General features: G+C 64.5%; 22 protein-coding genes and 2 tRNA genes. 20 read left to right on the top strand and 4 right to left on the bottom strand.

What is annotated here, in order from left to right; genetic code table 11:
• Window positions 1–607 precede the first annotated feature (607 nt).
• The 10 genes from JKL46_RS28895 to JKL46_RS28850 all read left to right on the top strand — a co-directional run bounded on the left by JKL46_RS28895 (window position 608) and on the right by JKL46_RS28850 (window position 10,492).
• Window positions 608–684 (top strand) — tRNA-Pro (locus tag JKL46_RS28895).
• A 37-nt stretch (window positions 685–721) separates the two neighbouring features.
• Window positions 722–1,027 (top strand): ETC complex I subunit, encoded by a 306-nt coding sequence (locus tag JKL46_RS28890; protein ID WP_201840290.1) that lies wholly within the window; start codon window positions 722–724, stop codon window positions 1,025–1,027.
• A 21-nt stretch (window positions 1,028–1,048) separates the two neighbouring features.
• Window positions 1,049–1,125, top strand: a tRNA-Arg gene (locus JKL46_RS28885).
• 118 nt (window positions 1,126–1,243) lie between these two features.
• Window positions 1,244–3,556, top strand: coding sequence for an FdhF/YdeP family oxidoreductase (locus tag JKL46_RS28880; RefSeq protein ID WP_201840287.1), 2,313 nt, complete (start codon window positions 1,244–1,246; stop codon window positions 3,554–3,556).
• A 106-nt stretch (window positions 3,557–3,662) separates the two neighbouring features.
• On the top strand, window positions 3,663–4,313 hold the full coding sequence (locus JKL46_RS28875; RefSeq protein WP_201840272.1) for a cytochrome c3 family protein: 651 nt from the start codon (window positions 3,663–3,665) through the stop codon (window positions 4,311–4,313).
• Between the two features lie 5 nt (window positions 4,314–4,318).
• Entirely contained in the window at window positions 4,319–7,225 is a 2,907-nt protein-coding gene (locus tag JKL46_RS28870; RefSeq protein WP_201840269.1) for a TAT-variant-translocated molybdopterin oxidoreductase, read from the top strand.
• A gap of 3 nt (window positions 7,226–7,228) precedes the next feature.
• The gene (gene nrfD / locus JKL46_RS28865) at window positions 7,229–8,542 is read left to right on the top strand and encodes an NrfD/PsrC family molybdoenzyme membrane anchor subunit (protein ID WP_201840254.1); all 1,314 of its coding nucleotides are present in this window, start codon (window positions 7,229–7,231) and stop codon (window positions 8,540–8,542) included.
• Entirely contained in the window at window positions 8,539–9,078 is a 540-nt protein-coding gene (locus tag JKL46_RS28860; RefSeq protein ID WP_201840240.1) for a DUF3341 domain-containing protein, read from the top strand. Before nrfD ends, JKL46_RS28860 begins: the two co-directional genes overlap by 4 nt.
• Window positions 9,069–9,542, top strand: a complete 474-nt coding sequence (locus tag JKL46_RS28855; RefSeq protein WP_201840237.1) for a c-type cytochrome — start codon at window positions 9,069–9,071, stop codon at window positions 9,540–9,542. The genes JKL46_RS28860 and JKL46_RS28855 overlap by 10 nt, the downstream gene beginning before the upstream one ends.
• On the top strand, window positions 9,539–10,492 hold the full coding sequence (locus JKL46_RS28850; RefSeq protein WP_201840235.1) for a hypothetical protein: 954 nt from the start codon (window positions 9,539–9,541) through the stop codon (window positions 10,490–10,492). The genes JKL46_RS28855 and JKL46_RS28850 overlap by 4 nt, the downstream gene beginning before the upstream one ends.
• A gap of 171 nt (window positions 10,493–10,663) precedes the next feature.
• Here JKL46_RS28850 and JKL46_RS28845 read toward each other — a convergent pair whose 3' ends face one another.
• Together JKL46_RS28845 and JKL46_RS28840 are read right to left on the bottom strand one after the other, a co-directional pair.
• A complete protein-coding gene (locus JKL46_RS28845) occupies window positions 10,664–11,206 on the bottom strand; it encodes a c-type cytochrome (protein WP_201840233.1) in 543 nt (180 codons plus the stop codon).
• Complete coding sequence (locus JKL46_RS28840; protein WP_201840220.1) at window positions 11,203–12,177, bottom strand: cytochrome c oxidase assembly protein; 975 nt, start codon at window positions 12,175–12,177, stop codon at window positions 11,203–11,205. The genes JKL46_RS28845 and JKL46_RS28840 overlap by 4 nt, the downstream gene beginning before the upstream one ends.
• A 111-nt stretch (window positions 12,178–12,288) precedes the next feature.
• Between JKL46_RS28840 and coxB the strand changes: the two genes are divergently transcribed.
• The 7 genes from coxB (at window position 12,289) to JKL46_RS28805 (ending at window position 20,695) form a co-directional block, all read left to right on the top strand.
• Window positions 12,289–13,251 (top strand): cytochrome c oxidase subunit II, encoded by a 963-nt coding sequence (gene coxB, locus JKL46_RS28835; protein ID WP_343074145.1) that lies wholly within the window; start codon window positions 12,289–12,291, stop codon window positions 13,249–13,251.
• The gene (locus tag JKL46_RS28830) at window positions 13,248–15,815 is read left to right on the top strand and encodes a cbb3-type cytochrome c oxidase subunit I (RefSeq protein WP_201840213.1); all 2,568 of its coding nucleotides are present in this window, start codon (window positions 13,248–13,250) and stop codon (window positions 15,813–15,815) included. The genes coxB and JKL46_RS28830 overlap by 4 nt, the downstream gene beginning before the upstream one ends.
• A 2-nt stretch (window positions 15,816–15,817) precedes the next feature.
• Entirely contained in the window at window positions 15,818–16,177 is a 360-nt protein-coding gene (locus tag JKL46_RS28825; RefSeq protein WP_201840197.1) for a hypothetical protein, read from the top strand.
• A gap of 24 nt (window positions 16,178–16,201) precedes the next feature.
• A complete protein-coding gene (locus JKL46_RS28820) occupies window positions 16,202–16,729 on the top strand; it encodes a DUF421 domain-containing protein (protein ID WP_201840195.1) in 528 nt (175 codons plus the stop codon).
• 191 nt (window positions 16,730–16,920) lie between these two features.
• A complete protein-coding gene (locus tag JKL46_RS28815) occupies window positions 16,921–17,433 on the top strand; it encodes a 2Fe-2S iron-sulfur cluster-binding protein (RefSeq protein ID WP_201840192.1) in 513 nt (170 codons plus the stop codon).
• Window positions 17,430–18,446 (top strand): FAD binding domain-containing protein, encoded by a 1,017-nt coding sequence (locus JKL46_RS28810; RefSeq protein WP_201840189.1) that lies wholly within the window; start codon window positions 17,430–17,432, stop codon window positions 18,444–18,446. The genes JKL46_RS28815 and JKL46_RS28810 overlap by 4 nt, the downstream gene beginning before the upstream one ends.
• An 11-nt stretch (window positions 18,447–18,457) precedes the next feature.
• A complete protein-coding gene (locus JKL46_RS28805; protein ID WP_201840186.1) occupies window positions 18,458–20,695 on the top strand; it encodes a xanthine dehydrogenase family protein molybdopterin-binding subunit in 2,238 nt (745 codons plus the stop codon).
• Window positions 20,696–20,739: 44 nt separating this feature from the next.
• On the opposite strand, the gene JKL46_RS28800 is transcribed toward JKL46_RS28805, so the two are convergent.
• A complete protein-coding gene (locus JKL46_RS28800) occupies window positions 20,740–21,021 on the bottom strand; it encodes a hypothetical protein (protein WP_201840183.1) in 282 nt (93 codons plus the stop codon).
• A 108-nt stretch (window positions 21,022–21,129) separates the two neighbouring features.
• Window positions 21,130–21,504: a hypothetical protein gene (locus tag JKL46_RS28795; RefSeq protein ID WP_201840180.1), complete on the bottom strand. Its 375-nt coding sequence runs from the start codon at window positions 21,502–21,504 to the stop codon at window positions 21,130–21,132.
• Between the two features lie 145 nt (window positions 21,505–21,649).
• Between JKL46_RS28795 and JKL46_RS36705 the strand changes: the two genes are divergently transcribed.
• From JKL46_RS36705 to JKL46_RS28785, 3 genes are all read left to right on the top strand, one after another.
• Window positions 21,650–22,927 (top strand): prolyl oligopeptidase family protein, encoded by a 1,278-nt coding sequence (locus JKL46_RS36705; RefSeq protein WP_343074144.1) that lies wholly within the window; start codon window positions 21,650–21,652, stop codon window positions 22,925–22,927.
• Between the two features lie 75 nt (window positions 22,928–23,002).
• A complete protein-coding gene (locus JKL46_RS36700; protein WP_343074143.1) occupies window positions 23,003–23,692 on the top strand; it encodes a prolyl oligopeptidase family serine peptidase in 690 nt (229 codons plus the stop codon).
• Window positions 23,693–24,284: 592 nt separating this feature from the next.
• Window positions 24,285–26,711 (top strand): helicase-related protein, encoded by a 2,427-nt coding sequence (locus JKL46_RS28785; RefSeq protein WP_201840164.1) that lies wholly within the window; start codon window positions 24,285–24,287, stop codon window positions 26,709–26,711.
• The last annotated feature ends 139 nt before the right edge of the window (window positions 26,712–26,850 follow it).

Genomic DNA, 26,850 nt, shown 5'->3' with positions numbered 1-26,850 from the left:
ATTTCACCGGGCTGCCGGAGGCGCCGGAGTTGGAGTCGCTGCCCGTGGTCGAGACATAAATGGTTGCCATAGCTTTTGTCGCCTTTTTTTAGTTTCAAAAGTGGTACGGAATATTTGTGAAAGCGTAGAATAAACTTCCTACGCATGTCTTAAGCATGGGGAGTTGCTGACTCAGGCGGAACGCTCCGAGCCCTTGGAAATATTGGAAGGTATGGGGTAGTCGGGATTGTAGGAAAATACGCCTTTTACTACTAACTTGAGAGCCGGATTCCAGATGAAAATGGATTATTCGTCTGTATGGAAAGCGACTATCGGATGGTGTACTTCGAAAGACTGATGATAGTCTTTGGTTCCCGAATTGGGCAAAAGCGTGACCATGCGCCTATTTAGTTGCGTTGCAGTGAGGTGGCCTGCGAATGCCCAGAGACGAATCGAAGGCTTCTGGGTCGGCAGAGGCGCCTCAAGACCACGGGAGCGGCGACGGGGCATTCCCGGGACTTTTCACCAGAGTGCGATTCAACCCCGGGCCTTTCCGGCTTCGCCACGGAACTGTGGGGCTTGCGGACTGGTTTTCAAATCGATAGAGAAACCAAGCTGTTGAGGATATCGGGGTGTAGCGCAGTCTGGTAGCGCATCTGCTTTGGGAGCAGAGGGTCGCGGGTTCAAATCCTGCCGCCCCGACCATCTTCACCGGATGAGTCTTGGAGAGAGTCCGAAACCGATGCCTGCACGGATCTACAAGCCCGCCAAGTCGGCAACCCAGTCCGGATTGGCCCGGACCAAGCAGTGGCTCCTTACCTTCGAGCAGGATCAGCCCCGCGAGATCGAGCCCCTGATGGGCTGGACGAGCTCCGGCGACACCCGCCAACAGCTCCGCCTGTGGTTCGACACCAAGGAAGAGGCGATCGCCTATGCCGAGCGCGAGGGCATCGCGTATCGGGTCGAGGAGCCGCAGGAGATGAAGCGGCGGGTGGCCTCTTACTCCGATAATTTCAAGTTCAACCGCGTCGGGCCCTGGACCCACTAGGTCCCCGGCCTGCGCGTCGATGGCTCCGTAGCTCAGCTGGATAGAGCAGCCGCCTTCTAAGCGGCAGGTCGTAGGTTCGAGCCCTACCGGAGTCGCCATCTCTCCCGGAGCAGCCAGAACAGAGCGTCAGTCGCTCGGGAACGGTCGCGCTATCCCATTCATTGACATGCACCATGTCGACCGCCCCGAAGGCGGCGAGCGAGAGGGTATGTCCGTATGAACGACGACGCGAAGATCGAGCCATATACTGGTCCTGCCGGAGGGTGGGGCTCGGTAAAGTCGGTCGAGAGCATCCTCACACGTGAGGGCCGGCTTATCACCGGCAATGCGTTGCTGCTCAAGCAGAACAAGCCGGACGGCTATGCCTGCGTCAGCTGTGCCTGGGCCAAGCCCGCCGAGCCGCATCCTTTCGAATATTGCGAGAACGGCGCCAAGGCGACCGCCTGGGAACTCACGACCAAGCGCGTGACGCCTGAATTCTTCGCCGAGCACACCCTCTCCGAACTCCGTACGTGGTCCGATCATGACCTCGAAGAGGCCGGCCGCCTCACGCATCCTATGCGCTACGACAGAAAAACCGACACTTATGTGCCCGTCGCCTGGGATGAGGCCTTCCGCGAGATCGGGCAGGTGCTGAACGGCTTCGATCCGCGCGAGGTCGTGCTTTATGCCTCCGGTCGTGCCTCCCTAGAGACATCCTATATGTGGGCATTGTTCGCACGGCTTTACGGCACGAACAATCTGCCCGATTCATCCAATATGTGCCACGAGAGCACTTCGGTCGCCCTACCGGAAAGCATCGGCGTTCCGGTGGGCACGGTGATCCTCGACGATTTCGAGAAGACCGACTGCATCCTGTTCTTCGGACAGAATGTCGGCACCAACAGCCCGCGCATGCTGCATCCGCTCCAGGAAGCCTCCAAGCGGGGCGTTCCCATCATCACCTTCAACCCGCTGAAAGAACGCGGCCTCGAGCGCTTCACCAACCCGCAAGCGCCCACCGAAATGCTGACCGGCTCGGAAACGCTGATTTCGTCTCAGTATCATCAGCTGAAGATCGGCGGCGACGTCGCGGCGATCATGGGGCTGGCCAAGATTCTGATCGAAGCTGACGACCGGGCCCAAGCGGCGGGCAGAAGCCCTGTCCTCGATCACGATTTCATCGCCGAGCATACAGATGGTTTCGAGGCCTTTGCGGAAGCGGCCCGACAGGCCCAATGGCCGGAGATCGAGCGCCGCTCGGGCCTCTCCCACGCTACGCTGGAAGCGGCTGCCAGCATCTATGCACGCGCGAGTGCGGCGATGGGCATCTATGGAATGGGGCTCACGCAGCACAAGGCAGGTGTCGAGAACGTCCAGATGCTCGCCAATCTCCTTCTCTTGCGCGGGAACATCGGCAAGCCGGGAGCCGGCATCTGTCCTGTGCGCGGTCACTCCAACGTGCAGGGCCAGCGCACCGTCGGAATTTCGGAAAAGCCGGAGCTGGTGCCTCTCGACAAGCTCAAGGAGCAATACGGATTCGAGCCGCCGCGCTGGAAAGGAATGATGACGGTCGAGGCGTGCGAGGGCATCATCAAGAACGAGGTGAAAGCCTTCGTCGCGCTCGGAGGCAATTTCGTGCGGGCGGCTCCTGAGACGGCGGCGCTGGAGGAGGCCTGGACAAGCCTGCGCCTCTCCGTGCAGATCTCGACCAAGCTCAATCGCAACCATCTGATCCCCGGCGAGATCACTTACATCCTGCCTTGCCTCGGCCGCATCGAGATAGACGAACAGGCGAGCGGTCCCCAGGCTGTGGCCGTCGAGGATTCGACCGCCTGCATCCACGGCTCCAAGGGCGTGGCGAAACCCGCAAGTCCCGATCTTCTGTCGGAGCCGCGCATCGTCGCGGAACTCGCCAAGGCGACTCTGCAGCCCAACCCCAACGTTCCCTGGGACGAGTGGGTCGCCGATTATTCCCGCATTCGCGACGCGATCGAGGAAACCTATCCGGATGATTTTCGCGGCTTCAACGACCGCATGTGGCAGCCTGGCGGCTTCCATCGCCCGATCGCGGCGCGCGAGCGGCAATGGAAGACGAGGACGGGCAAGGCCAACTTCATCGTGCCCAAGAGCCTGGAAGCGGATCTCGGCATTGCAGAGAATGATCCGAATGTCTTCAAGCTCATGACCGTTCGCTCCAACGATCAGTTCAACACGACCGTCTACGGCTATCACGACCGATTTAGAGGCGTGAAAGGCACGCGCATGGTGCTGTTCATGAATCGCAATGACATCGCCCGCCTGAAGCTGGAGGAGGGCGATCTGGTTATGCTGACGACCGCCGTCGACGACGGCATCAAGCGTCAGGTGAGCGGATTGCGTGTCACACCTTACGCGATCCCCGAAGGCTGCTGCGCGTCCTATTACCCGGAGTGCAACCCGTTGATCCCCGTCTGGCATCACGCAGACGAGAGCAAGGTACCTGCCGCGAAATCCATTCCGATCCGCATTTCGCCCACGTCGCAGACACAGCCCGAAATCGCGGAATGAGCCTAGAAAGGCTCTGAGGGAACGAAGCGGCGCTGAACCGATTGTGTCAACAGCGAAGCTTCGCTCAGACGGGATCTGAGCCAACGGATGGTGCGCGACACTGGCGATGGCGCAACTTTTCTCACCGGCGGCCGCCACTCTGTTTCGCGTGGCGATCGTGCTCGCGTGCCTGGGTATCCTGTCGGGCGCGGCGCTGGCCTATGTCTGGGCGCGGTCCGGCAGCACCTGGAATGTGGGCAAGCCGGCGCCGCAGCCTGTCCCGTTCCGGCATGATCTCCACAGTGGATCGCTCGGCATCGACTGCCGATACTGCCATTCCACCGTCGAGCGCGCGGCCGATGCGGGCATGCCCTCGGCCCAGACCTGCATGACGTGCCATTCCCAGGTGTGGGTGGGTGCGAGCGTGTTAGAGCCGATCCGTTCGAGCTTCCTGCTCGGACAGCCCATCGAATGGGCGTCCGTCCACCGCCTGCCGGACTACGCCTATTTCAATCACGCCGTCCACGTTACGAAGGGCGTGGCTTGCGAGACCTGCCACGGGCGGGTGGACCGGATGTCGAAGACCGTGAAGACGCAGACCATGTCGATGGGGTGGTGCCTCGACTGCCACCGCGATCCCGTCCCGCAGCTGCGGCCGCAGGATGCCGTGTTCACCATGGGCTACGAACCGCACGGCAAGAACCTGCCGGACGACCTGCGCGAATTCTACCGGGAGGCCTCCCGGCGCCTCACCAGCTGCAACACGTGCCACCGGTAGAGCCAATGAGCGAAGGCGCGCCATTCGATCTCGAAGCCATGAGAGCCCGCCTCGCCAATGAGGATGGACCAAGACTCTGGCGCAGCCTCGAGGAACTGGCGGATCTGCCGGAGGTGCGCCGCTATGTGGAGGCCGAGTTTCCGGACATCGTGCAGGCCGCGAGGATCGACCGGCGTACCCTGCTGCGGCTCATGAGTGCCTCGCTGGCGCTCGGAGGCCTTGCCGCCTGTGACGGTGGTAGTGCCGGCAAGAACGCTCCGCTCCTGTCGCAAAGCCACACTATGCCCGGCCATGTTCCAGGCGTGCCGCTCACCGTCGCTACGTCTCTGCCGCTGAACGGTTTTGGCCGCGGCGTCCTCGTGAAGGTGCAGGAAGGACGCCCGATCAAGATCGAGGGCAACCCGCTTCATCCTGCGAGCCTCGGCGCCACGGATGTCTTTGCCCAGGCCGAAATCCTGTCCCTTTACGATCCCGACCGATCCGACGCACCGCTTCAGAATGGAGTGGAGCGCACGTGGCAGGAACTGACGGGTTTCATCCGCCCGGTGCGCAACGAACTCGTCGTTGCCGAGGGAAAGGGATTGCACATCCTGATGCCGCCCACCTCGTCGCCGACCCTGCTGCGGCTCGTGGCACAGGCGCGGCAGCTCTTTCCACTTGCGAGGTGGCACAGCTTCTCACCAATCGACGACGACAACCGGCGCGCCGCCGGCATGACCGTGTTCGGCCGCGACGTCGACCTCGTATACGACCTGGCCCAGGCTGACACGATCGTCACTCTCGGCGGCGATCTCTTCGCCGAGGAGCCGGGACATTTGCGCTACGCCGCCGATCATCAGGCGCGACGAAGATTGCGGGAACGCGAGCTGCCGCGCCTCTTTGCCGTCGAGACGCGTCCGAGCCTTGTCGGTACCCGCGCGGACGAGCGCATTCCGCTTCGGCCGCGGGATGTCGAAGCCTTCGTGGAGTCGCTTGCCGCGACACTCGAAACCGGCTCCGCTCCTGTCGGAAGCCATCCTTCGATAACCCGGATCGCCGATGCCCTGCGTAAGGCCGGTTCGCGGAGCCTCGTCGCGGCGGGGCGGGAGCAGGGGAGTGCCGTCCACGCTCTCGTGCATGCGATCAACGCGCGCCTTGGCGCCTTCGGCACGACCGTTCGCGCCATCGAGCCGGTGCGGCCGCTCGCTAGCGATGTCGGGACGCTCGCCGATCTGGCGCAAGCCATCGCGGCCGGGCAGGCATCTCATCTTGTGGTTCTCGGCGGCAATCCAGCCTATACGGCTCCGGCGGATATCGATCTCGCCAGCCTCATCCGCCGCGTTCCGCTGTCGCTGCATCTGGGCCAGCATCGCGACGAGACGGCTGCGGTCTGCCATTGGCATGTTCCGGAGAGCCATCCGCTCGAAAGCTGGGGCGATCTGAGCGCTTTCGACGGAACGGTGGGTCTGCGGCAGCCGGTGACCATGCCGTTGAAGCCTGGATTGAGCGCCGACGAGTTTCTCGGCCTGATGGCGGGCCAGGCACTCGACGGTCGCGGGCTGGTCCAGGGTACTTGGCGCGAGGCCTGGGGCGAGGGCTTCGAGGAGCGCTGGGTGCGCTCGCTTGAAGACGGAATCGTGGACAATTCCGCATCGCCGCCCGTCGACGTTGCTCTGCGCCCCGACTGGAAGCCAGAACCTGCCGCCCTGGCGCCATCGGCCGGCATCGACGTGACGTTCACGCCCGATCCTTCCGTCTGGGACGGCACCTATGCCAACAATGGCTGGCTGCAGGAATTGCCGAAGCCGCTGACGAAACAGGTCTGGGGCAATGCGGCCCTGATCGCTCCCGAGACGGCGGCGATCTTCGGCCTGTCCTCGGGCGATGCCATCGACCTGAATGTCGACGGCCGAACCTTACGAGCGCCGGTCTGGATCCTGCCCGGCCACGCGACGGGAGCCGTGACTCTCACCCTCGGCTATGGGCGCCGGCAAGCCGGACGCGTCGGCAACGGGATCGGGTTCGACGCCTACGCCATCCGGTCCTCGCAAAGGCCGTGGGTCGCAACGGGCGAGATCAAAGCTGCCGGTGTGCGGATCCCTGTGATCTCGACGCAGCAGCACCATTCGATGCAGGGACGCGACATCGTGCGCGTCGTGGCGCCAGACCAGAACCTCTTACCCGACAAGGCAAACCCGTCGCTTTATCCGGACTGGCCTTACGAAGGCCATGCCTGGGGCATGGCGATCGATCTCGACGCCTGCATCGGCTGCAACGCCTGCGTCATCGCCTGTCAGGCCGAGAACAACATCGCCATCGTGGGGCCGGAGGAGGTGGCGAAGGGCAGGGAGATGCACTGGCTCCGCGTCGACCGCTATTACGGCGGCGATCCGGCCAGTCCCGACACCTATTTCCAGCCCGTTCCCTGCATGCATTGCGAGAAGGCGCCGTGCGAGGTGGTCTGTCCGGTCAATGCGACGGTGCATTCGTCGGAGGGTCTCAACGACATGGTCTATAACCGCTGCGTCGGCACCCGGACCTGCTCGAACAACTGCCCCTACAAGGTGCGCCGCTTCAACTTCCTCGACTATCAGGGCACCGACGTCTCGGCGCCGTCCGATCTCACGAATCCGCAGGTAACGGTGCGCGATCGCGGCGTGATGGAGAAATGCACCTATTGCATCCAGCGCATCGGAACGGCCCGCGCCGATGCGCGCATCGAAGATCGCCCCCTGCGCGATGGTGAGGTGGTAACAGCCTGCCAGCAGGCCTGTCCGACGAAAGCCATCGTGTTCGGCGACGTGAACGATCCCGAAAGCACCGTGAGCCGGCTCAAGCAGAGCCCGCGCAACTATGCGCTGCTCGGCGCCCTGAACACGCGGCCGCGCACCACCTATCTCGCCCGCATCGAACAACCCCGCGAGGACGGATAGGCGATGAGCAGCGAGGCCATAGCCGTCACGACCCCGGTCGCGGAAGTCCCGCTCTCCCGCCGCTTCGGCCGGGTCTGGTGGTGCGCGCTCGTGGTCTCGGGCGGGTTGGTCCTGCTCCTCGGCTATACGCTGGTCTCGGTCACGATCCTGGGCGTCGGAATCTGGGGCGTGAACATCCCCTTCGTCTGGGGCTTCGACCTCATCAACTATGCCTGGTGGATCGGCATCGCCAACGGCGCAAGTCTTTTCGCGGCGATCCTGGTGCTGCGCCGGCACGATCTGCGCACGGCCGTCAACCGTTTCGCCGAGGGCGTGGCGTTCTTCGCGGTGATCTGCGCCGGGATCTTCCCGATCTTCCATCTCGGGCGGCCGTGGCTGTTCTACTGGACATTTCCCTATCCGGCGACTTTCGAGGTCTGGCCGCAATTCCGCAGCACGCTCACCTGGGATTTCTGGGCGATCAGCACACATGCCATCGTCACCAGCCTTTTATGGTATGTCGGCCTGATCCCCGATCTCGCGACCCTGCGCGACCGCGCCCGACGCAAATCGGTGCAGCGGATCTACGGCATCTTCGCGCTGGGCTGGCGCGGTTCCGTGCGCCATTGGGCCTATCACCAGCGCGCCTACAGGCTCGTCGCGATCCTGGTTCTGCCGCTGATCCTGATCATGCAGAGCACGGTCGCGTTCGAGTTCGCGGTGACGCTGGTGCCCGACTGGCACGAGACCCGCCAGCCTCTTCATTTCGTGGCCACCGGCCTGGCGCAGGGGCTTTCCATCGTGCTTCTCGTTGCCGTTCTGCTGCGCTCAGGCCTGAGGCTCGGTCGCTACATCGACGAGGAGGATATCGACCTTCTCGGAAAGCTCGTTCTCGCGAGCGCTATCGTATCCGGCTATCTTTTTCTCGACGAGGTCATCGCGGCCCTGCTGGCGGAGCGGATGGCCCAGGAAGCCATGCTCAACCGCATGACCGGCGACTATGCCGGCTTGTACTGGACAGCCATCGTCTACAGCGTGCTGATCCCACAGCTGCTCTGGTTCAAGGCCGCGCGCAACAGCACCATTGCCGGCGTCTTCGTCGGCCTCTCCATCGGCGTCGGCATCTGGTTCGACCGCTTTTCAATCATCGTCGGCGGTCTCCAGACCGACTACCTTCCTTCGATCTCTCGAAACTATCAGCCGACGCTGGCCGAGACCGGCCTGTTCCTAGGCACCATTGGGCTGTTCGCAGCGCTTCTGCTGCTTTTCGTCCGCTTCCTGCCGGTCGTATCGATGTTCGAGACCCGTCATGACGAGCATCTGGAGAAATCGTCATGACGCCGCTCCCCTATGGCATCATGGCGGAGTTCCGCCGGGCTGAAGACCTCGTCGAAGCGGTCAGGACAGCGAGGCGGGCCGGCTATACGAAGCTCGATGCTTTCAGCCCTTTCCCACTGACTGATCTCGCGCATGAGCTCGGCGTCCGTACGACGATCATTCCCTGGATCGCCTTTCTGGCGGCCCTGGTGGGAGCCGGTCTTCAATACGGATCGCAGTATTGGATGAACGTCGTCGACTATCCGCTGAATGTCGGCGGCCGGCCCCTCAACAGCTGGCCCGCCTTCATTCCCTCCACCCTGATCGTCGCGATTCTCTGGGCGGGCGCCGCGACCCTGATCGGCCTGCTCGTGATCCTGCGTCTGCCCCGTCTGCATCATCCGGTCTTCGCCGTGCACGATTTCCGTCGCGCCTCCGAGGACCGTTTCTTCCTCTGCATTCTGGCCGAGGACCCGATCTTCATGATGCAGGAGGCCAGGGCGTTCCTGGAAACGCTTTCGCCGCTTGCGGTTCGGGAGGTCCCGGCGTGCGATTAGCGCTCGGCTTCATAGGCCTCTCGTTGCTGGCGGCCTGCGATTCCGGAACCGAGCCGCGGGACGCGGTGGCGTCGACCCGCGCCGTTCAAAGAGCCTATGTGCCGCTTCCTCCCGGCACCATCGCCAGAGGATCGGCCGCACGGCAGGCGGCCCTTGCGCCCCCGGGACCCGCGGTGACGCCGGAGCTCCTGGCGCGGGGTGCGGACAGGTTCCAGGTGTTCTGCGCCCCATGCCATGGCATAAGCGGGCGAGGGGACGGCATCGTCGTGTCCCGCGGCCTTCCCGCGCCGCCGTCCTATCACGACGAGCGGTTGCGCGCGTATTCTCCCGAGCAGATCGTCGGCGTGATCACGCAGGGACGGGGACGGATGTTTCCTTATGCCGACCGGGTCTCGCCGGAAGAAAGGTGGGCCATCGCTCACCATGTGAAGCGGTTGCAGGCTGAAGGTGGGGCCGATCCATGAGCGCTATGGAGGCCCTCTATCTCGTCTTCGTTTCGCTGTCGGGATTGGCGATGGGCAGCCTTGCCGTGCTGATGCTCGGCCATCTCATGGCCGAGCACTGGCTTGCGCCCGTGCGGGCCGAACTCGAGGCGGCGGCATTGACCCTGCCTGTGCTGATCCTGATCGGGATTCCGCTCGCCTTCGGCCTCGATCAGCTCTTTCCCTGGATGAGCCAGAGAGCCGATCTGCCGCCGTTGCGCGCCGCTTTCCTGAGCCCAGGCTTCTATCTTGTGAGAAGCGCCTTCTACCTTCTCGCCTGCGCCGGACTGGCATTCTGGCTCGTCCGCAACCGACAGGTCCGCAGGGCGAGCGCCATCGGCCTTGCCCTGATGACGCCGATCATGAGCTTTGCGGCCTATGATTGGGTTCTGTCGCGCGATCCGCATTGGTGGTCGACGCTTTTCGGCTTCGCCTATGGGCTCAATCAGACTCTTGCGGCGCTCGCATGCGCAATCCTGGTGACGCTGCTCGGCGCAGAACACGCTTCGCCGACACGTATGAAGAGCCTTGAACGGGCGCTGCTGACGCTCGCACTGTTGACCGTCTGGACGTGGTTCTCGCAATTCCTGATCGTGTGGCTTGCCAACCTACCTGCCGGGGCAGGATGGTATCTGGAGCGCTCCGATCAACAGAACCTGCGGCTGCTGACGGTGTCCCATCTGCTGATGTTGATTGCCATCGTGGTGCTGGTGCCGTCGGGCGTGAGCCGCCTCGGTATGATCGTCGGGAGCGCGCTGGCGCTCCTGTATCATGGCACGCACATGCTCTGGATCCTGCAGCCTAAGGGGCATCCCTCATGGCCGGCGCTCGCCGTCATTCTCGGAGCGACGGCATTGTGGATCGCCGCCTATGCATTCGTGATGCGGACGCGTCCGACCTATGCGGAGGAGGCTCTGGCGGAGCCTGAGTGACGTCGGTAGGTCCTTTGAGGCTTGCACATCGCGTTCACCTCTCCCGGAGGGAGAGGTCGGACCTTTAGGTCCGGGTGAGGGGTTACGCCCTATCCGGATAAACCTTTACCCCCTCACCCTCGCTGCGCTCGACCTCTCCCCACCGGGGAGAGGTATGGCAGCGCCAGACTCTCAGCTCCCTGACGGCGCGGTTGAGGGTTGATCAGGCACGATGCGACGGGTGCGCGGTGTCGTCCCCGTGACCGGGGCTGCGCGCGGTGGCAGCTCGACCGCGAACTCCTCTCCGCGCAGCGGGAGCGGAGGATCGGGCGGATAGACCCGGACCCCAGCATCGCCGAGGGTATAGAGATAGGCCGCGATGTGCCGCGCCTCTTCCCCGGTCACACCCTGGGACGGCATGCCCGTCTGCGGCTTGAGCGCCACCGGATCCATCAGCCATGCGATCAGGTTGCTCGGCGTGTTTGGCAGGAACCCGGCGAGAAGGTGTTGCTGCGCAAAGTCTTCGAGGCGCGGGCCGACCTGGCCGCGCGCACCCCTGACGCCCTCGATGGCATGGCAGGTGCCGCAGCCATAGGACTGGATGAGCGCATGGCCGCGATCGGGATCGCCGCCTGAGATCGTCAGGATCGAGGCTTGATTCTGCTCGTCGCTGCAGGCGGACAAACCTGCCAGGAGCGGGACGATCAGAAAGCGGACGAGGGCGGGCGGAATCATGGGCTCTGCTTCAGGAGGCTCGACGGGGCAACCGGCAGGCGTCCGCTCCGTTCCCCGAGCGGCGTCAGGAGGCGAAAAGCCATGGCGAGGCCGGTCAGGAGATAGATCCCGCACATGGGAAGCGACATGATAGCTCCTGCCAATTGCTGATCTTCCAGGGCTGTCAGCCCCCAATTTGCCGTATCCGGTGTGTGATACAGCGCCTCGCGCGCAAAGCTGAGAAGGGCGCTCAGGAGGCCGCTCTGCAACAGCGTGATGAAGCAGGCGATGAGCGCTCCCGCCGCGGCCTCGCGTCCCGAGCGGGCCTTGATCACCCCGCGCCAGAACAGGAGCGCGGTGCCGAAGAACAGCACATGCTCCAGCCAATGGACGAGATCGGATGCCAGGGCGGCATCGAACAGCGCCGGGCTGTGCCAGATCCACAAGGTCGCCATGTGGATCAGCGCCGCGGGCACAGGTCTCGCGCACGGTGCGAGGAAGGCCAGCACCGACCTCATTCGCCTTTGGCGCGCGAGGCTGCGCCGCCAGGATTCGGGAAGCGCCCAAAGCCACGCCACTTCGGGTTTTCCGAGGACGAGGAGCGGGGGCGCGACCGCGATCAGCAGGATGTGCTGCACCATATGCGCTGAAAGAAGCGGCTTCGAGAGCCCTTCCAGTGGCGACAGAAGGGCGACGATCAGCAGCGCGATCCCTGAGGAGAAACAGAGGATCTGCGGCACGCCGAAGCCGGGCGGGAAACGCCCCAGATCCGACCTCAACCGTCGCACGCCTGCGGCAAAGAGCAGGCTCGAGACGAGGAGCGGAATCGTGATGAGCGGATCGAATTGCCAGGAATGCCAGAGGTCCTCCGGCCCATGGGGCGCGGTGCCGTGGGCGAGGGCCGGCTCTTCCATCAGGATTGTTGGAATGGCGGCGAGGCCGAGTGCCGCCTTATGCCGGGGGTAGAACTTTTCCAGGGAACCAACTCTCACGGCCAAGCTTATCCGTTCGATGCATGCAAGACCGATGTAGGGCGGATGGAGTGTGAGGCGACCCGGCATTGCCCGCGATGGCGGCTGCGCACCTGGGCAAGGCACGGGGGCGTGCTTTCCTGTGCGCTAGCGCTCGCGAGTTGCAGCGGCGTCCAATCGGCCCTCGATCCGGCCGGCGGCGATGCCCTGCGGATCTACTGGCTCGCCGTGATCATGACGGTGGGCGCGACCCTGATCTTCTTCGCCGTCACCGGGCTTCTGCTTTACGCCATCTTCGCTCCGCCCGAGCGCCGGGCCTGGCTCGGCGGGCGCAACACCATCGTCTATGGCGGTCTCGCCTTCCCGATCGTCGTGCTGTCGATGCTTTTGCCCTACGGCCTGATCGTCATGCGCGACACCGACGTGCGGATGCCCGGCGCGCTCCCCATCGAGGTGGTCGGCGAGCAGTACTGGTGGCGGGTGCGCTATCCGGGTGAGGACGAAAGGCCTGCCTTTTCCACCGCCAACGAGATCGTCATCCCGGTCGGCCGGCCCATCGCCGTGTCGGTGACGGCGGCGGATGTGATCCACAGCTTCTGGATCCCGAATTTCGGCGGCAAGATCGACATGATCCCGGGGCGCGTCAACAGCCTCAATTTCACCGCCGAGAGGCCGGGCATCTATCGCGGGGTCTGCGCCGAGTTCTGCGGCGACCAGCATGCACGCATGGCCTTCGACGTGGTCGCGCTCGAACCCTCGGCCTTCGAGGCATGGCGGACGAACCAGGCCAAGCCCGCACCGGAGCCCGACCTTCCGCAGCTGGTGCGCGGGCGCGAGCTTTTTCGCACCGGAGGATGCGGCTCGTGCCATGTGGTGCGCGGCACGGAGGCCAATGGGCTTTTCGGGCCCGATCTCACCCATGTGGGCAGCCGCCGCACCATCGGCGCGGGGCAGTTCCCCAACAATGTCGGCACGCTGGCCGGCTGGATCGCCAACACGCAGCACATCAAGCCGGGCGTGCGCATGCCCTCCTACGGGTCGTTCACCGGTGAGGACCTTCGAGCGCTCGCCGGCTATCTGGAGAGCCTGAAATGAACGCGCCCGAGCGTCCCGAATCCTTCGAGCGCCGGGAGCCCGAGCTGCCGAATGCCCTGCCGCGACCTGCCGGAGAGTTCGAGGCGCTCAAGCGGGCCTGGAAGTCGCCGAGGGGCTTAAGCTTCATCACCGACGTCAACAACACCTATGTCGGCATCTGGTACGTCGGCACGGCCTTCCTGTTCTTCATCCTGGCCGGGATCCTGGCGCTGATCATGCGCGCCCAGCTCGCCGTGCCGGAGAGCGACCTCGTCGGGCACGATCTCTACAACCAGCTCTTCACCATGCACGGCACGGTGATGATGTTCCTCTTCGCCGTGCCGGCGGTGGAGGCAGCGAGCGTCTACCTTCTTCCCAACATGCAGGCGGCGCGCGACCTTCCGTTTCCGCGCCTCTCGGCCTATGCCTTCTGGGCCTATTTCGTCGGCGGGCTGGTGTTCTTCGGCACGATCTTCTTCGGCCTTGCCCCCAATGGCGGCTGGTTCATGTATCCGCCGCTCACGGGCACCAAATATTCACCCGCCGACAATGCGGATTGGTGGCTTCTCGGCATCGGCTTCATCGAGATCTCGGCCATCGCCGGCGCCATCGAGATCATCGTCGGCGTCATGAAGACCCGCGCGGTCGGCATGAGCCTCGACAAGCTGCCGGTCTATTCGTGGGCCATGCTGGTCTTCGCCGTCATGATCGTCATCGGCTTTCCCGCGATCATTCTCGGCACCCTGCTGCTCGAGATGGAGCGCGCCTTCGACTGGCCTTTCTTCATCGCCGAGAGGGGCGGGGATCCGCTGCTGTGGCAGCACCTGTTCTGGTTCTTCGGCCACCCGGAGGTCTATATCATCTTCCTGCCGGCCACCGGCATGGTCTCGATGATCGTGCCCGCCATGGCGCAGACGCCGCTCGTCGGCTACCGGCTGATCGTGCTGGCCTTGATCGCCACAGGCTTCCTGTCCTTCGGCCTGTGGGTGCACCACATGTTCGCGACCGGCCTGCCGAAGATGTCCTTGAGCTTCTTCTCGGCGGCGAGCACGGCGGTGGCGGTGCCGAGCGGCATCCAGGTCTTCGCCTGGATCGCCACCATCGCCTCGGGCCGGATGAAGCTCACAACCCCGTCGCTCTTCGTGATCGGCTTCCTGTTCATCTTCACGCTCGGCGGCCTCACCGGCGTCATGGTCGCCATGGCGCCCTTCGACTGGCAGGCGCACGACACCTATTTCGTGGTGGCGCATCTGCACTACGTGCTCATCGGCGGCATGGTGTTCCCGCTCTTCGCGGCCTTCTATTACTGGATACCCGTGGCGAGCAAGCACGCCCTGTCCGAGCGCCTCGGGCGCTGGGTGTTCGGCCTCATGTTCCTCGGGGTCAACGTCACCTTCCTGCCGATGCACATCACCGGCCTCATCGGCATGCCCCGGCGGGTCTATACCTATCCGGTGGACATGGGGTGGGACGCGCTCAACCTCGTCTCCACCATCGGCTCGTTCATGATCGCCGCGGGCGTTGCGATCTTCATCTACGACCTTGCCCGCAAATTTCGGTTCGCGAGCGAGGACAACGCGGGCAATGTCTGGAATGCGGGCACCCTCGAATGGCTGCCGAACGGCCAGTATGCGACCCGCAGCATTCCGGCCGTCGTCAGCCGCGAACCGCTCTGGGACCAGCCGAACCTGTCGAAGGACGTGGAGGAGGGGCGCTATTATCTCCCCGGCACGGCGACGGGCGGGCGCGAGGCTCTGGTGACGAGCCCGTTCGATGCGCGCCCGCAATATATCCTGCAGATCCCGGGTGCCGGGTGGCAGCCGCTGCTGGCGGCTGTTTTCACAGCCGCCTTCTTCCTGCTGCTGACCGTCAAGCTGGTGCTTCCTTCGGTCGTCTGCGGCGTGATCGCAATCGGCTGCGTGATCTGGTGGCTGTGGGAGACCGATCCCGGCCCGACCCGTCCGCCCGCCGATATCGGCGGCGGGATCGTGGTTCCGGTCTATGTCACCGGACCGATGAACCATTCCTGGTGGGCCATGATCGTCCTCATGGTGGTCGCAGGCATGGTCTTCACCTGCATGATCTTTTCCTACCTGTTCCTGTGGCTGGTCAATCCAAGCGCCTGGCCGGCGCAAGGCTTCGTGCCGCCACACTGGATCTGGGCCGCCATCGCAGCCGCGCTCTATATCGCTAGCGCCATCCTGATCGACCGTGCGAGCGGGAATCTGCGGGGCGAGGATCGTCGCAGCCCGCGGTCGGTGCCGGTTCTCATCGGCATCGCCCTCGTGCTGGTGTCGGCCGCCTCCGCCGTCGATCTCGCGGCGCAATGGCGTGCGGGGCTGAGTCCTTCCGCCCATGCCTATGGCGCCGCCGTCTATGCCCTCGTCTCGTATCAGATCTTCTTCGTGCTCACGACGCTGGTCATGGGCCTCTACACCATCGCGCGCTGGCTCACCGGCAAACTCGACAGCGTGCGCCGGACCACCTTCGATAACACCATGCTGTTCTGGTACTACACGGCGGCTCAAGGACTTGTCGGCATCGTCGTGGTTCACGGCTTCCCGCGCCTGACTGGAGGCATCTGACGATGACGGCGCTCCGGACAGGGCAGGTACTTCTGATGCTCGCGGGCCTCATTGCGTGGGCGCTGCAGTTCTTGCTGATCTACGGGGCGACATCGACCCTGTGCGGCCGGGAGTGGGCCGATGCGACGTTCCTCGGCTTGGGCGTCGTCCAGGCGAGCATCCTGATCGCGACCGTCACGGCGCTCGCCGCGACGGCTGCCGCGTTCGCCTGGTCGCTCAGAGGGTACCGATCGGCGGAAGCACGGCCGGTCTCCGCAGCAGACCGGTTCATGGTCCAGTCGGCGGCGCTCGTGAACGGCTTCTCGCTCATCGTTATCCTGTGGCAGGGCATCCCCGCCTTCATCCTTCCAGCCTGCGCCTGAGGCGCCAGAGAACGAGGTCCGACCATGATCGACTGGCATCAGGTGTTCGTCCCCACCACCTCGATCCCCGAGATCATCCTGCGCGGCACATTTACCTACATCATGCTGTTCCTGATCCTCCGGTTTCTGCTCAAACGGCAGACCGGGGTGATCGGCGTCGCCGACCTTCTGGTGATCGTCCTGATTGCCGACGCGACCCAGAACGCCATGGCGAGCGAATACAAATCGGTCACGGAAGGAACGGTCCTCGTCCTCACGATCGTGTTCTGGAACTTCGCCATCGACTGGCTCGGGTACCATTTCCCCGCCTTCCAGCGGCTGACCCGGCCGCCGCCGCTGCCCCTGATCGAAAACGGCCGGATGCTCAGGCGCAACATGCAGAAGGAGATGATCACGATCGAGGAGCTGACCAGCCAGCTTCGCCAGCAGGGAGTGGAACATCCCTCCGAGGTGAAGAAGGCCTTCATCGAGGGTGACGGGTCGATCAGCATCATCCGCAAAGACAAGGAGGAGACGGGGAAGAAAACCGGGTCGGTGAAAGAGATCGTTTGATCGGTCCCGCCTGATGGTCGGAACCTTGGCCGCATGACGCGCATCCTCCCGCCATATGAATGGCGCCAGGAACATCGGCAGATTTGAACCGTTAAAAAACTTTCGTCGCGTATCGCCCGGATGCCCGCCCTGTCCCGTTTGCAGCGGCCCGGCGCGTTCCTTCCTATTTCTCACATCAAGGGGGACTCAGCGTGAGTGCCAGCCAGACGAGCGCGACTCTGCCCGAGAAGATTTCCGTGGCCATCACCGTCAATGGCGAGCGGCGGCAGGCGGATGTGCTGCCCTGGACCGTGCTGCTCGATTTCCTGCGCGACCATCTCGGGCTGACCGGCACGAAGAAGGGCTGCGATCATGGGCAATGCGGTGCCTGCACGGTTATCGTCGACGGAAAGCGCGTCAATTCCTGCCTGGCCTTCACTGTCATGAAGGACGGGGCGTCCGTCACCACCGTCGAAGGCCTTGCCTCCAACGGATCGCTGCACCCCCTGCAGCAGGCCTTCATCGACCACGATGCCTTCCAGTGCGGTTATTGCACGCCCGGTCAGATCTGCTCGGGTGTCGCGCTGATCCAGGAGGGCAGGGCGAAATCGCGGGACGAGATCCGCGAGCTGATGAGCGGGAATCTCTGCCGCTGCGGCGCCTATACCAACATCGTGGATGCCGTCGAGGAGGTTCTCGGAGCGAAGGGGGAGGCCAGGCGATGAACCGTTTCTCGTACATGCGCGCCGCAAGCGTGGAGGAAGCCGTCCGGGAGGTGGCCGGAGATCCGACGGCGCGCTTCATTGCGGGCGGCACCAACCTGATCGACCTGATGAAATACGATGTCGAGCGGCCTGACCGCCTTATCGACATCACTCACCTGCCGCTGAAAGGCATCGAGGAAACCGAGGGCGGCGGGCTGAGGATCGGTGCCCTCGTGTCCAACGACGAGGTCGCCTACGATTCCCGTGTTCAAGACCGGTACCCGCTTCTCTCCAGCGCGATCCGCGCGGGAGCGTCGCCCCAGCTGCGCAACGCGGCCACCACCGGCGGCAACCTGCTGCAGCGGACCCGCTGCTACTATTTTTACGACACCGGTACCCCCTGCAACAAGCGCGAGCCCGGCTCAGGCTGTCCCGCCGCTTTCGGGCGTAACCGCATCCACGCGATCCTCGGCACGAGCGAGCACTGCATCGCCACCCACCCGTCCGATATGGCGGTCGCCATGGCGGCGCTCGAAGCGCTCGTGCACGTAGCGGGCCCGAATGGGGAGAGGGTCATTCCCATCGCCGAGTTCCATCGCCTGCCGGGCGACAGGCCGGAGATCGACAACACCCTGGAGCGCGGGGAGATCATCACCGCAGTGGAGCTCCCGGCGCAGGATTTCAGCCGGAATCATACCTATCTCAAGGTGCGCGATCGCCTTTCCTACGCCTTCGCCCTGGTATCGGTGGCAGCCGCCCTGCGCCTCGACGCCGGCAAGGTCACCGATGCGAGGCTTGCCCTCGGAGGCGTCGCGCACAAGCCGTGGCGCGTTCCGGAGGCCGAGGCGATGCTGAGCGGAAAGGCGCCTTCGAGCGATCTCTTCGGCAAGGTTGCCGACCGGATTCTCGATGGCGCGAAGGGCTACGAGGACAACGCTTTCAAGATCGATCTCGCCAGGCGAACGATCGTGAGGGCGCTGTCGCAGGCGGCCGAGGGCAAGCCCCAATCGCAGACGGACAAACGGATCCAGTGAGGACGATGCCCATGCAGCTATCGAAGGGCCTCATCGGCACACCCCAGAACCGTGTCGACGGACGGGCGAAAGTCACCGGGCAGGCGCAATATGCGGCCGAGTTCGACACGCCCGACCTCGCTTTTGGCGTCGTCATCTCGAGCAGCATCGCCAAGGGCCGCATTGCCTCCATCGAGGCGGAGGCGGCGCTTGCCGTACCGGGCGTGCTCGATGTGATCACGCACAAGAACCGTCCGCGGACCGCATGGCTCGACCGCAGCTTCCGCGACGAGGTCGCGCCTCCAGGCTCGCCCTTCCGGCCGCTCTATGACGAGGAGATCAAGTATAGCGGGCAGCCGGTTGCGCTCGTGGTCGCGGAAGATTTCGAGACCGCCGTCTATGCCGCCTCCCTCGTGGACATCGCATATGAGGTCGAGACCCATATGACGGACCTCGACATCGCCCGCCGAGAGGCCTATGTGCCGCCGAAAAAACGCGGCGGCGTCAAGCCGCCGCCGAGCCCGACCGGCGATGCCGAGGGGGCCTTCGCGCAAGCGCCGGTGAAGGTGCACGGCGAATACCGCATCGCCGTCGAGCATCACAATCCGATGGAAATGCAGGCATCCACCGTCGTCTACGGGCAGGACGGGACGCTGACCATCCACGACAAGACGCAAGGGGCGCAGAACAGCCAGGGCTATGTCGCGAACGTCTTCGGCCTTTCCAAGGATAAGGTCCGTGTGATCTCGCCCTTCGTCGGCGGCGCGTTCGGCTTATGCCTGCGCCCGCAATATCAGCTCTTTCTCGCCGTCCTGGCCGCACTCGAGCTCAGGCGATCGGTGCGGGTGGTGCTGACCCGCGACCAGATGTTCACCGTCGGCTACAGGCCGATGGCGATCCAGACCATCTCGCTCGGCGCCAATCCTGACGGCAAGCTTCAGTCGATCGTGCACGATGCGGTGCAGACGACTTCGATGTTCGAGGATTACCAGGAGGCGATCGTCAACTGGTCGAACCTTCTCTACCATTGCGACAACGTCAAGCTGACCTACCAGCTTGCGCAGGTCGATACCTATACGCCGTGCGACATGCGGGCTCCCGGCGCCGCCACCGGCGTCACCGCCCTCGAGACGGCCATGGACGAGCTGGCCTATGCGGTCGGCATCGACCCCATCGAGCTGCGGTTGAGGAACTACACGGAGACCGACGAGACGGAAGGCAAGAGCTATACCAGCAAGGAGCTGAGGGCCTGCTATCAGCTTGGTGCGGAGCGCTTCGGCTGGAGCAAGCGCAACCCCGAGCCGCGCTCCATGCGCGAAGGCCGCGAGCTCGTGGGCTGGGGCATGGCGACCGGCGTCTGGGAGGCCATGCTGGCGAAGACGGCCGCGCGGGCCATGCTGACCCTGGACGGACGGCTCGAGGTATCCTGCGCGACCGCCGATATCGGCACCGGCACCTACACGATCCTGACCCAGATCGCAGCCGAGACCATGGGTCTGCGCATGGAGGACGTGACCGCGAAGATCGGCGATTCGAGCCTTCCGCGATCCCCGGTCGAGGGCGGGTCCTGGACGGCGGCGTCCGCCGGGACCGCGGTGCAGAAAGCGTGCCAGTCGGTGCGCGAGCAATTGTTCAAGTTCGCCCGGCAGATGGATTCCTCGCCGCTGGCCAATGCCAGCATCGAGCAGGTCGCCTTCGCCGAGGGTGAGATCCGCCTGCTGAACGATTCAACCGCCCGCGTGACCTTCGCCGCAGCCATGCAGGCGGGCGGCGTCGAGCGGGTCGAGGCGGAGGAGAAGTCGAGCCCGAGCTTCCTCGATGCCGCGCGCTATTCCGGCTATACCCACTCGGCAATCTTCGCCGAAGTGAAGGTGGACGAGGAGCTTGGAGTCGTCCGCGTGACGCGTATCGTGAATGCGGTCGCCGCCGGCACGATCCTCAATCCCAAGACGGCGCGCAGCCAGGTCATGGGCGGCGTCGTGTTCGGGATCGGCATGGCGCTGGCGGAGGAATCCATGCTCGACCACAATCTCGGGCGCTTCATGAATCACAATTTCGGCGAGTATCACGTGCCTGTTAACGCCGATATCTACGACATCGACGTGATCTTCGTGTCCGAGCACGAGGACAAGCTCAATCCGATGGGGATCAAAGGCTTGGGCGAGATCGGCATCGTCGGCACGGCGGCCGCCATCGGCAATGCGATCTATCACGCCACGGGCAAGCGAGTGCGAGAATTCCCGATCACTCTCGACAAGCTGCTCGAATAAACGCGTCAGGGCGTGATATCGCCCTGACGATCGTCGATGCGCATTCAGCGGAACGTTGCGTCGATCCGCTCGCGCAGGATCGTCAGCTCGTGGATGAACGGCGCCCGCATGTCGCGATGCTGCTGCCGGAGCCTCGCGATCATGGCGTCCTTTTCCGCGTCGCAGGCATCGCCCTGCCTGACGCGATCGAGGCTCTTCTCGTGCGCGAAGTCGATGTCCGCCAGGGCCGAGAGCGTGGTTTGGAGCAGGGGAAGAATGTCCGGCGCGTAGAAACTCGTCGCATTCGTTACGCTGTGAACGGGCGCATGTCCGACAGAAAATGCCATAGCGTCCTCCGCTTGGATTCCGGCCTGCGCGATGTTGGTCACCGCGTTCGAGGATGTGCGCGAGTTAATAGCCTCACTTTGGTCAGGATAGGGCAGCTTGGCGGCGTGTCAGCGTGGCCGCAGGCGCTCGATCGCCTCTTTGTGAGCGGCGGGATCTACGTCGTACTCCGCAGCAAGGCGCTCGATCTCGGCCCGCCTGTCCTCGGCGCTCAGCTTGGGATTGAGACTTGCCACGGCCGCCAGGAAGGAGGCGCCCGCAAAAACCGGATCGCGGCGTCGCGCCGTCTGGTCGCGCTCCTTCTTCAGGTCTGCCTGCCTCTGTTTGTAAGTCTCAAGAGGGCCGAAGGCGCGCTGCGCACGGTTGCGCAATGCCTGAAGGGGAAGGCCATGTTCCTCGGCGAGGTCCGGCAGGACCTGTTCCGGGTCCTCTCCCGCGAGCAGGGATTCTGCCAGTTCTTCAAGCGCGGAAACGAACGGATCCATTTTTGCCCTTTCATCGTCGGTTTCATTTCAACGGATGGCGATCCGTTGGGTTCGAAGGGAGTGTTGCCGTAGGCCCCGCATGACCAATAATCCCTGTCACCGATTCTCGCCCGACCGCAATCACGAATCTGAACGGACCGACGCCATGGACGAACGGCTGCCCGACCTTCCCGATCCCTATCTGTGGCTCGAGGAGGTCGATGGAAAAGAGGCGCTCGACTGGGTGAGGGCCCAGAACGAGATCACCAGGAATGCTCTCTGCGATGCCGCCTTCGACGCCGACAAGCGAGCGCTCTATGAAATCTCGACCCGGCCCGACAACATTCCCTTCATCACGCGGCGGCGCGGCCAGCTCTACAATTTCTGGCAGGATGCGGAGCATGTGCGTGGGCTCTGGCGTCGCACGTCGATGGACGAGTATCGCAAGGCGGAACCCTCCTGGGAGACCGTGCTCGACATCGACGCTCTGGCCGGTGCCGAAGGCGAGGACTGGGTCTGGAAGGGCTGCGGCACGCTGCAGCCCGAGCAGCGCTACGGTCTCGTGAGCCTGTCACGCGGCGGAGCCGACGCGGTCGTGATGCGGGAGTTCGACCTCGTCGAGAAGCGTTTTGTGGATGAAGGGTTCGCTTTGCCCGAGGCCAAGGGCGGGGCCACCTGGCTCGATAGGGATCGCCTGCTCGTCTCGACGACGCTGGGCGAGAATTCCGCTACGGCCTCCGGCTATCCGCGCACCGTGCGCCTCTGGCATCGGGACTCCGACATCCTGCAGGCCCCGGTGCTCTTTGAGGGCGAGGCCAGCGACATCTACATCTCGGCCTCCGTCGATCTGGAGCCCGGCTTCGAGCGCACCTTCTATCGCCGGCAGATCACCTTCGAGGAGGGAATCAGCTTTCTCGCGCGGGAGAACGACGATCCGCTCCGCATCGACTTGCCGCTCGATTGCCATTTCGACGTGGAGAAGGACTGGCTGGTCGTGAAGCTCAAGAGCGACTGGACCCTGCCGGATCGCACCTATGGGGCCGATGCTTTGCTCGCTATCGGCTTCTCGCGCTTCCTGGCCGGCGACCGAGATTTCGAGGTGCTGTTCGAGCCCGGCCCGCGGCGCGTTCTGTCAGGGTTCTGGTGGACGAGATCCCGGCTCGTGCTGAGTGTGCTCGACAATCTCGCGAGCCAGATCTGGCTCGCGACGCCGGGGACGTCATGGACCTTGGAGCGCCTGGAAGGGCTGCCCGACACAGCCGCCGTCTATGCCATGTCGCTCGATGCGAGCCAGCTCGAGCGCACGGACGAGTTCCTTGTCTCGATCTCGAGCTTCATCGAGCCGACGAAGCTGGCTCTCGTGACCGAGGACAGGCGGTTCGAGGTTCTCAAGGATTCCCCGGCCGCCTTCAATGCATCGGGTCTCGAAGTGACACGACATTAGGCTGTTTCCGTCGATGGCGAGCGCATCCCCTATTACCGGATCGGGCCGAAGGGGCAGGACATTCCGCGCCCGACGGTGCTCTACGGCTATGGCGGGTTCTCCGTGTCGATGACCCCGGGCTATCTCGGCGGCATCGGCAAGACATGGCTGGAACGTGGCAATGTCTGGGTGGTCGCCAATATCCGCGGCGGCGGCGAGTTCGGGGCCGCATGGCACAAGGCGGGCATGCGGGAGGGCAAGCGCCTGTCGCATGACGATTTCGCGGCCATCGCCCGCGACCTCGCCGAGCACGGCATCACCACGCCGGCGCAGCTTGCCGCTTATGGCGGCTCGAACGGCGGCCTCCTCGTCGGCAACATGCTGACCCGGTACCCTGAGCTTTTCGGGGCGATCTGGTGCGCTGTGCCGCTCCTCGACATGCGCCGCTACACGCGACTGCTGGCCGGGCCGAGCTGGGTGGCGGAATACGGCGATCCCGACAGGCCGGAGGATTGGGCCTATATGGCTGGGTTCTCGGCCTACCAGAACCTGGAGGAGGGACAGATCTATCCGCCCGTGCTGCTCGTAACCTCCAGGCGGGACGACCGGGTCCATCCGGGCCACGCCCGCAAGATGGCGGCGCGGCTCGAAGCGCTAAAGCAGACGGTCTTCTTCTACGAACCGGATGATGGCGGTCACGGCACGGCGAACAAGGAGCAGGCGGCTTTTCTGACGGCCCTGGGCCTGTCCTTCCTGAAGAGGACGCTGGCTCGTCAATCGTCATAAGGCGCAGGGGCCTTCTCCCTCCCCCTTGTGGGAGGGTCGGGTGGGGGTGTGAGCGCTAGCCTTTCTAGGTGAGGCGCGGATTCACCTCTCCTTGAGGGAGAGGTCGCGCCGGAGGCGCGGGTGAGGGGTTGCGCCCTCTCCGGATAGACCTGTCCCCCCTCACCCTCGCTGCGCTCGACCTCTCCCCACCGGGGAGAGGTGGGACAGCGCCATACGGGGATAGCTATCGCTCACACCCCCACCTCCAACTCCTCCCCACTGCAAGGCGGGTGTTCCCGACTTGCAGCAGGCGAAGACCAAGTCTCGGGCAAGCCCGAGGCTTGTGGGGGAGAAGAGTAAGTCGCGCTTTAGGAGCCAGACCTTAAGAGGAGCCTGGGCGGCGACCGCATGGCTTGATATTGCACTCTGCCGGCAACACATAGGTAGAGAAAGAACCGACCGATCAAAGCCTTAAGCCTCGATCTAAGCCCTTAGCGGGCAGTGCCCGACGGCGGCGAGCATCGTCACCCGCAAACATCTGCGCCCTTTCCGCGTTGAGCCCGGCATAAGGCCGAGGCGGCGGCAAGGCTCGCCCCGGCTCATGAAAGTCCGAATGGCTAAGAAGTCGAAAAATCTCGTCACCCTCAACCACCTGCCGGGGATCCTGCTCGCCAGCGAGGCCGAGTGCGAGCGCTGGGTCGAGGCCGGGCTGATCCCGGTGGCGGAGCGAAGAACCTTCCAGAAGCGCGGCCGCAAGTTCGACGCACCGATGTTCGACCCGGACGTCGTCGCGGAGCTGGCATCGCAGGTCTCCGGCTGGCGGGCGCAGGAGGGTGGGATTTCCGAGACCACGGCTGCCCGACCGCGCAAAGACGGCGACGAGCCTCATGATGATGCCGCCCATCGGCGCCGGCAGAGCATCCTCGCGCCGGTTCGCCGGAATACCGGAATCTACATTGCCGAGGACATCCGCAAGATCGAGAGCGGCCGCTGGAAGCCGGAGCGCATCTTCGCCGGCTATCGCGCGGTCTTCAGCGTGCCGATGCAGATCCTCCCGGACAGCGCGCCCATCGATATTGCCATCGAATACGCTTTCGCGGAACCGCCGGAGGTGGCCGCCGTCGCTCTGTCGCCGGCCCGTGTGGCCCATGCCGAGCTCGCATCGGCCTCCGAGGTGCTCGAGGCGAAGGTAGCCGACCTGCGGGATGCCGCCTTCGCCGCCTGCGAGCAGGAGCTTGCGGGCTGGCGCGACGAGCTCGAGACCTATCTCGATGCCTTCGAGGACGTGGAGGAGCGGCAGGCGATTCTCGGTGGCATCCGTGTGGCCCTCGACAAGCTCGACCGGATCCATGCCTCCGACAAGGGCGGCCCCGAAGGCGCCGGGCGCAAGCTGCGCCAGAAGCTCGACGAATACCGCTCCAAGGCGGCGGCACGACGCCTTCGCCACCTGCGCGAGGCGCAGATCCGCGAGGCCTCCGGCTACGAGCGCTACGCGGCGATCTTCCCCGTCGCCCGTTCGCTCGACCGCCGCTTCCTGTTCCTTGCCGGGCCGACCAATTCAGGCAAGACCTACGAGGCGTTGAAGCTCGCGCGCGAGGCCGAGACCGCCGAGATGCTCTCGCCCCTGCGCCTGCTCGCGCTCGAGCATTACGAGCGAATGAGCGAGGAGGGCATTGCCGCCGGCATGGTCACCGGCGAGGAGCGCGTGCTGCCGGAAGGCGCGACCCATATCGCCCGCACCATCGAGACGCTCGATCTGCACAGGGTCGTCGATGTCTGCGTCATTGACGAGGTTCAGATGCTCGGCGATCCGAGCCGCGGCTGGGCCTGGACCCAGGCGATGATCGGCGCCCCCGCCAAACTCGTGGTTCTCACGGGCGCACCCGAGGCGATCCCGCTCGTCGAGCATCTGCTCGCCATGACCGGCGAGCCCCTGGAAGTGAAGATCCTCAAGCGCAAGGGCAGGCTGCGCGTGGAGGGCGTGCCGGTCAATCTCAGCAAGCTGGTTCGTGGCGACGCGGTCGTCGCCTTCACTCGCCGCGATGTGCACGATCTGCGCACGCGCCTTGTGCAGGCCGGGCGCACGGTCGCGACCGTCTATGGCGCGCTGGGTCCCGAGGTGCGCCGTGCCGAGGCGGCGCGCTTCCGCAACGGTGAGGCCGAAATCCTGGTGGCGACCGACGCCATCGGCATGGGTCTGAACATCGGGCCGCTGCGGCGGGTCGTGTTCTCGACCCTGCGCAAGTACGACGGCATCCGTGATCGCCAGCTCTCGGCCATGGAGATCAAGCAGATCGCCGGCCGGGCAGGGCGCTTCGGCCATCACGACGAAGGGCTCGTGACGGCGCTGCAGGATGTCGGCACCTATGCCCAGATCGAGACCGTCATCCGCAACGCGCTCAACGGCGATGCGGCGAAGCTGCGCGGCAAGGCCTATGTCCGCCCGAACCAGGAGACGGTGCTCTCGGCGAGCGAGGTGCTGCAGACCGACCGTCTCGGCCGCGTGCTGCGCCACCTCCACGACACGCTCGTCGCCGGCCACCCGGATCTTCGCATGGCCGACATGGACGAGATGATCGAGCTTGCAAACCTGCTCGACACCGTCGACCTGCCCATCCTCGACCGCCTGTCCTATGCGATGGCGCCGGTCGACGGGCGCGAGAAGCTCGCCGTCGAACTGCTCCTCGACTGGGCCCGGCAGCATGCGCGGTTCGGGCATGTTCGGGCTCCGGATTTCAACGCGAACACCGACCTTCTGAAGCTCGAAGCCCGCGTGAAGATCGCCACCTCATGGCTCTGGCTCGCGCAGCGCTATCCGCAGGTCTTCGAGGATGTGGAAGAGGTCGTCGCGCTGCGCGCGAGCCTCAACGCGAAAATCGAGGAAAAGCTCGTCGCGACCTCCGTCTCGCACCGCCGTAAGCCGGACGAGAAGTCGCGGCGCGAGCGAAGCGGGAAGCCGCAGAGGCAGAGGAAGAACCGACGCGAACGGGTCGAGGCGGAAGCGGGTGATGCGGAGCCTTACCGTGTCAGAGGGCGGTAGGCTTAGAAGCAGACAAGTAAAGCGCGTTCATCACCTCTCCCCGGTGGGGAGAGGTCGAGCGGAGCGAGGGTGAGGGGGCACAGGTTTATCCGGAAAGGGCGTAACCCCTTGTAACTTCCCTGCTGCCGGATCGGGTATA

The sequence above is a fragment of the Microvirga zambiensis WSM3693 genome (genome assembly GCF_016735695.1).
In the GTDB taxonomy this organism is placed as follows: domain Bacteria; phylum Pseudomonadota; class Alphaproteobacteria; order Rhizobiales; family Beijerinckiaceae; genus Microvirga; species Microvirga zambiensis.
Note: the sequence above shows the minus strand (reverse complement) of the source record. Positions and strands in the feature narration are given on the sequence as shown.

What these genes read in the sequence shown, in the direction of transcription:
- JKL46_RS28890 (WP_201840290.1), top strand. Translation starts at nt 722, where the DNA reads ATGCCTGCACGGATCTACAAGCCCGCCAAGTCGGCAACCCAGTCCGGA.
- JKL46_RS28880 (WP_201840287.1), top strand. Translation starts at nt 1,244, where the DNA reads ATGAACGACGACGCGAAGATCGAGCCATATACTGGTCCTGCCGGAGGG.
- JKL46_RS28875 (WP_201840272.1), top strand. Translation starts at nt 3,663, where the DNA reads ATGGCGCAACTTTTCTCACCGGCGGCCGCCACTCTGTTTCGCGTGGCG.
- JKL46_RS28870 (WP_201840269.1), top strand. Translation starts at nt 4,319, where the DNA reads ATGAGCGAAGGCGCGCCATTCGATCTCGAAGCCATGAGAGCCCGCCTC.
- nrfD (WP_201840254.1), top strand. Translation starts at nt 7,229, where the DNA reads ATGAGCAGCGAGGCCATAGCCGTCACGACCCCGGTCGCGGAAGTCCCG.
- JKL46_RS28860 (WP_201840240.1), top strand. Translation starts at nt 8,539, where the DNA reads ATGACGCCGCTCCCCTATGGCATCATGGCGGAGTTCCGCCGGGCTGAA.
- JKL46_RS28850 (WP_201840235.1), top strand. Translation starts at nt 9,539, where the DNA reads ATGAGCGCTATGGAGGCCCTCTATCTCGTCTTCGTTTCGCTGTCGGGA.
- JKL46_RS28845 (WP_201840233.1), bottom strand. Translation starts at nt 11,206, where the DNA reads ATGATTCCGCCCGCCCTCGTCCGCTTTCTGATCGTCCCGCTCCTGGCA.
- JKL46_RS28830 (WP_201840213.1), top strand. Translation starts at nt 13,248, where the DNA reads ATGAACGCGCCCGAGCGTCCCGAATCCTTCGAGCGCCGGGAGCCCGAG.
- JKL46_RS28825 (WP_201840197.1), top strand. Translation starts at nt 15,818, where the DNA reads ATGACGGCGCTCCGGACAGGGCAGGTACTTCTGATGCTCGCGGGCCTC.
- JKL46_RS28820 (WP_201840195.1), top strand. Translation starts at nt 16,202, where the DNA reads ATGATCGACTGGCATCAGGTGTTCGTCCCCACCACCTCGATCCCCGAG.
- JKL46_RS28810 (WP_201840189.1), top strand. Translation starts at nt 17,430, where the DNA reads ATGAACCGTTTCTCGTACATGCGCGCCGCAAGCGTGGAGGAAGCCGTC.
- JKL46_RS28805 (WP_201840186.1), top strand. Translation starts at nt 18,458, where the DNA reads ATGCAGCTATCGAAGGGCCTCATCGGCACACCCCAGAACCGTGTCGAC.
- JKL46_RS28800 (WP_201840183.1), bottom strand. Translation starts at nt 21,021, where the DNA reads ATGGCATTTTCTGTCGGACATGCGCCCGTTCACAGCGTAACGAATGCG.
- JKL46_RS28795 (WP_201840180.1), bottom strand. Translation starts at nt 21,504, where the DNA reads ATGGATCCGTTCGTTTCCGCGCTTGAAGAACTGGCAGAATCCCTGCTC.
- JKL46_RS36705 (WP_343074144.1), top strand. Translation starts at nt 21,650, where the DNA reads ATGGACGAACGGCTGCCCGACCTTCCCGATCCCTATCTGTGGCTCGAG.
- JKL46_RS28785 (WP_201840164.1), top strand. Translation starts at nt 24,285, where the DNA reads ATGGCTAAGAAGTCGAAAAATCTCGTCACCCTCAACCACCTGCCGGGG.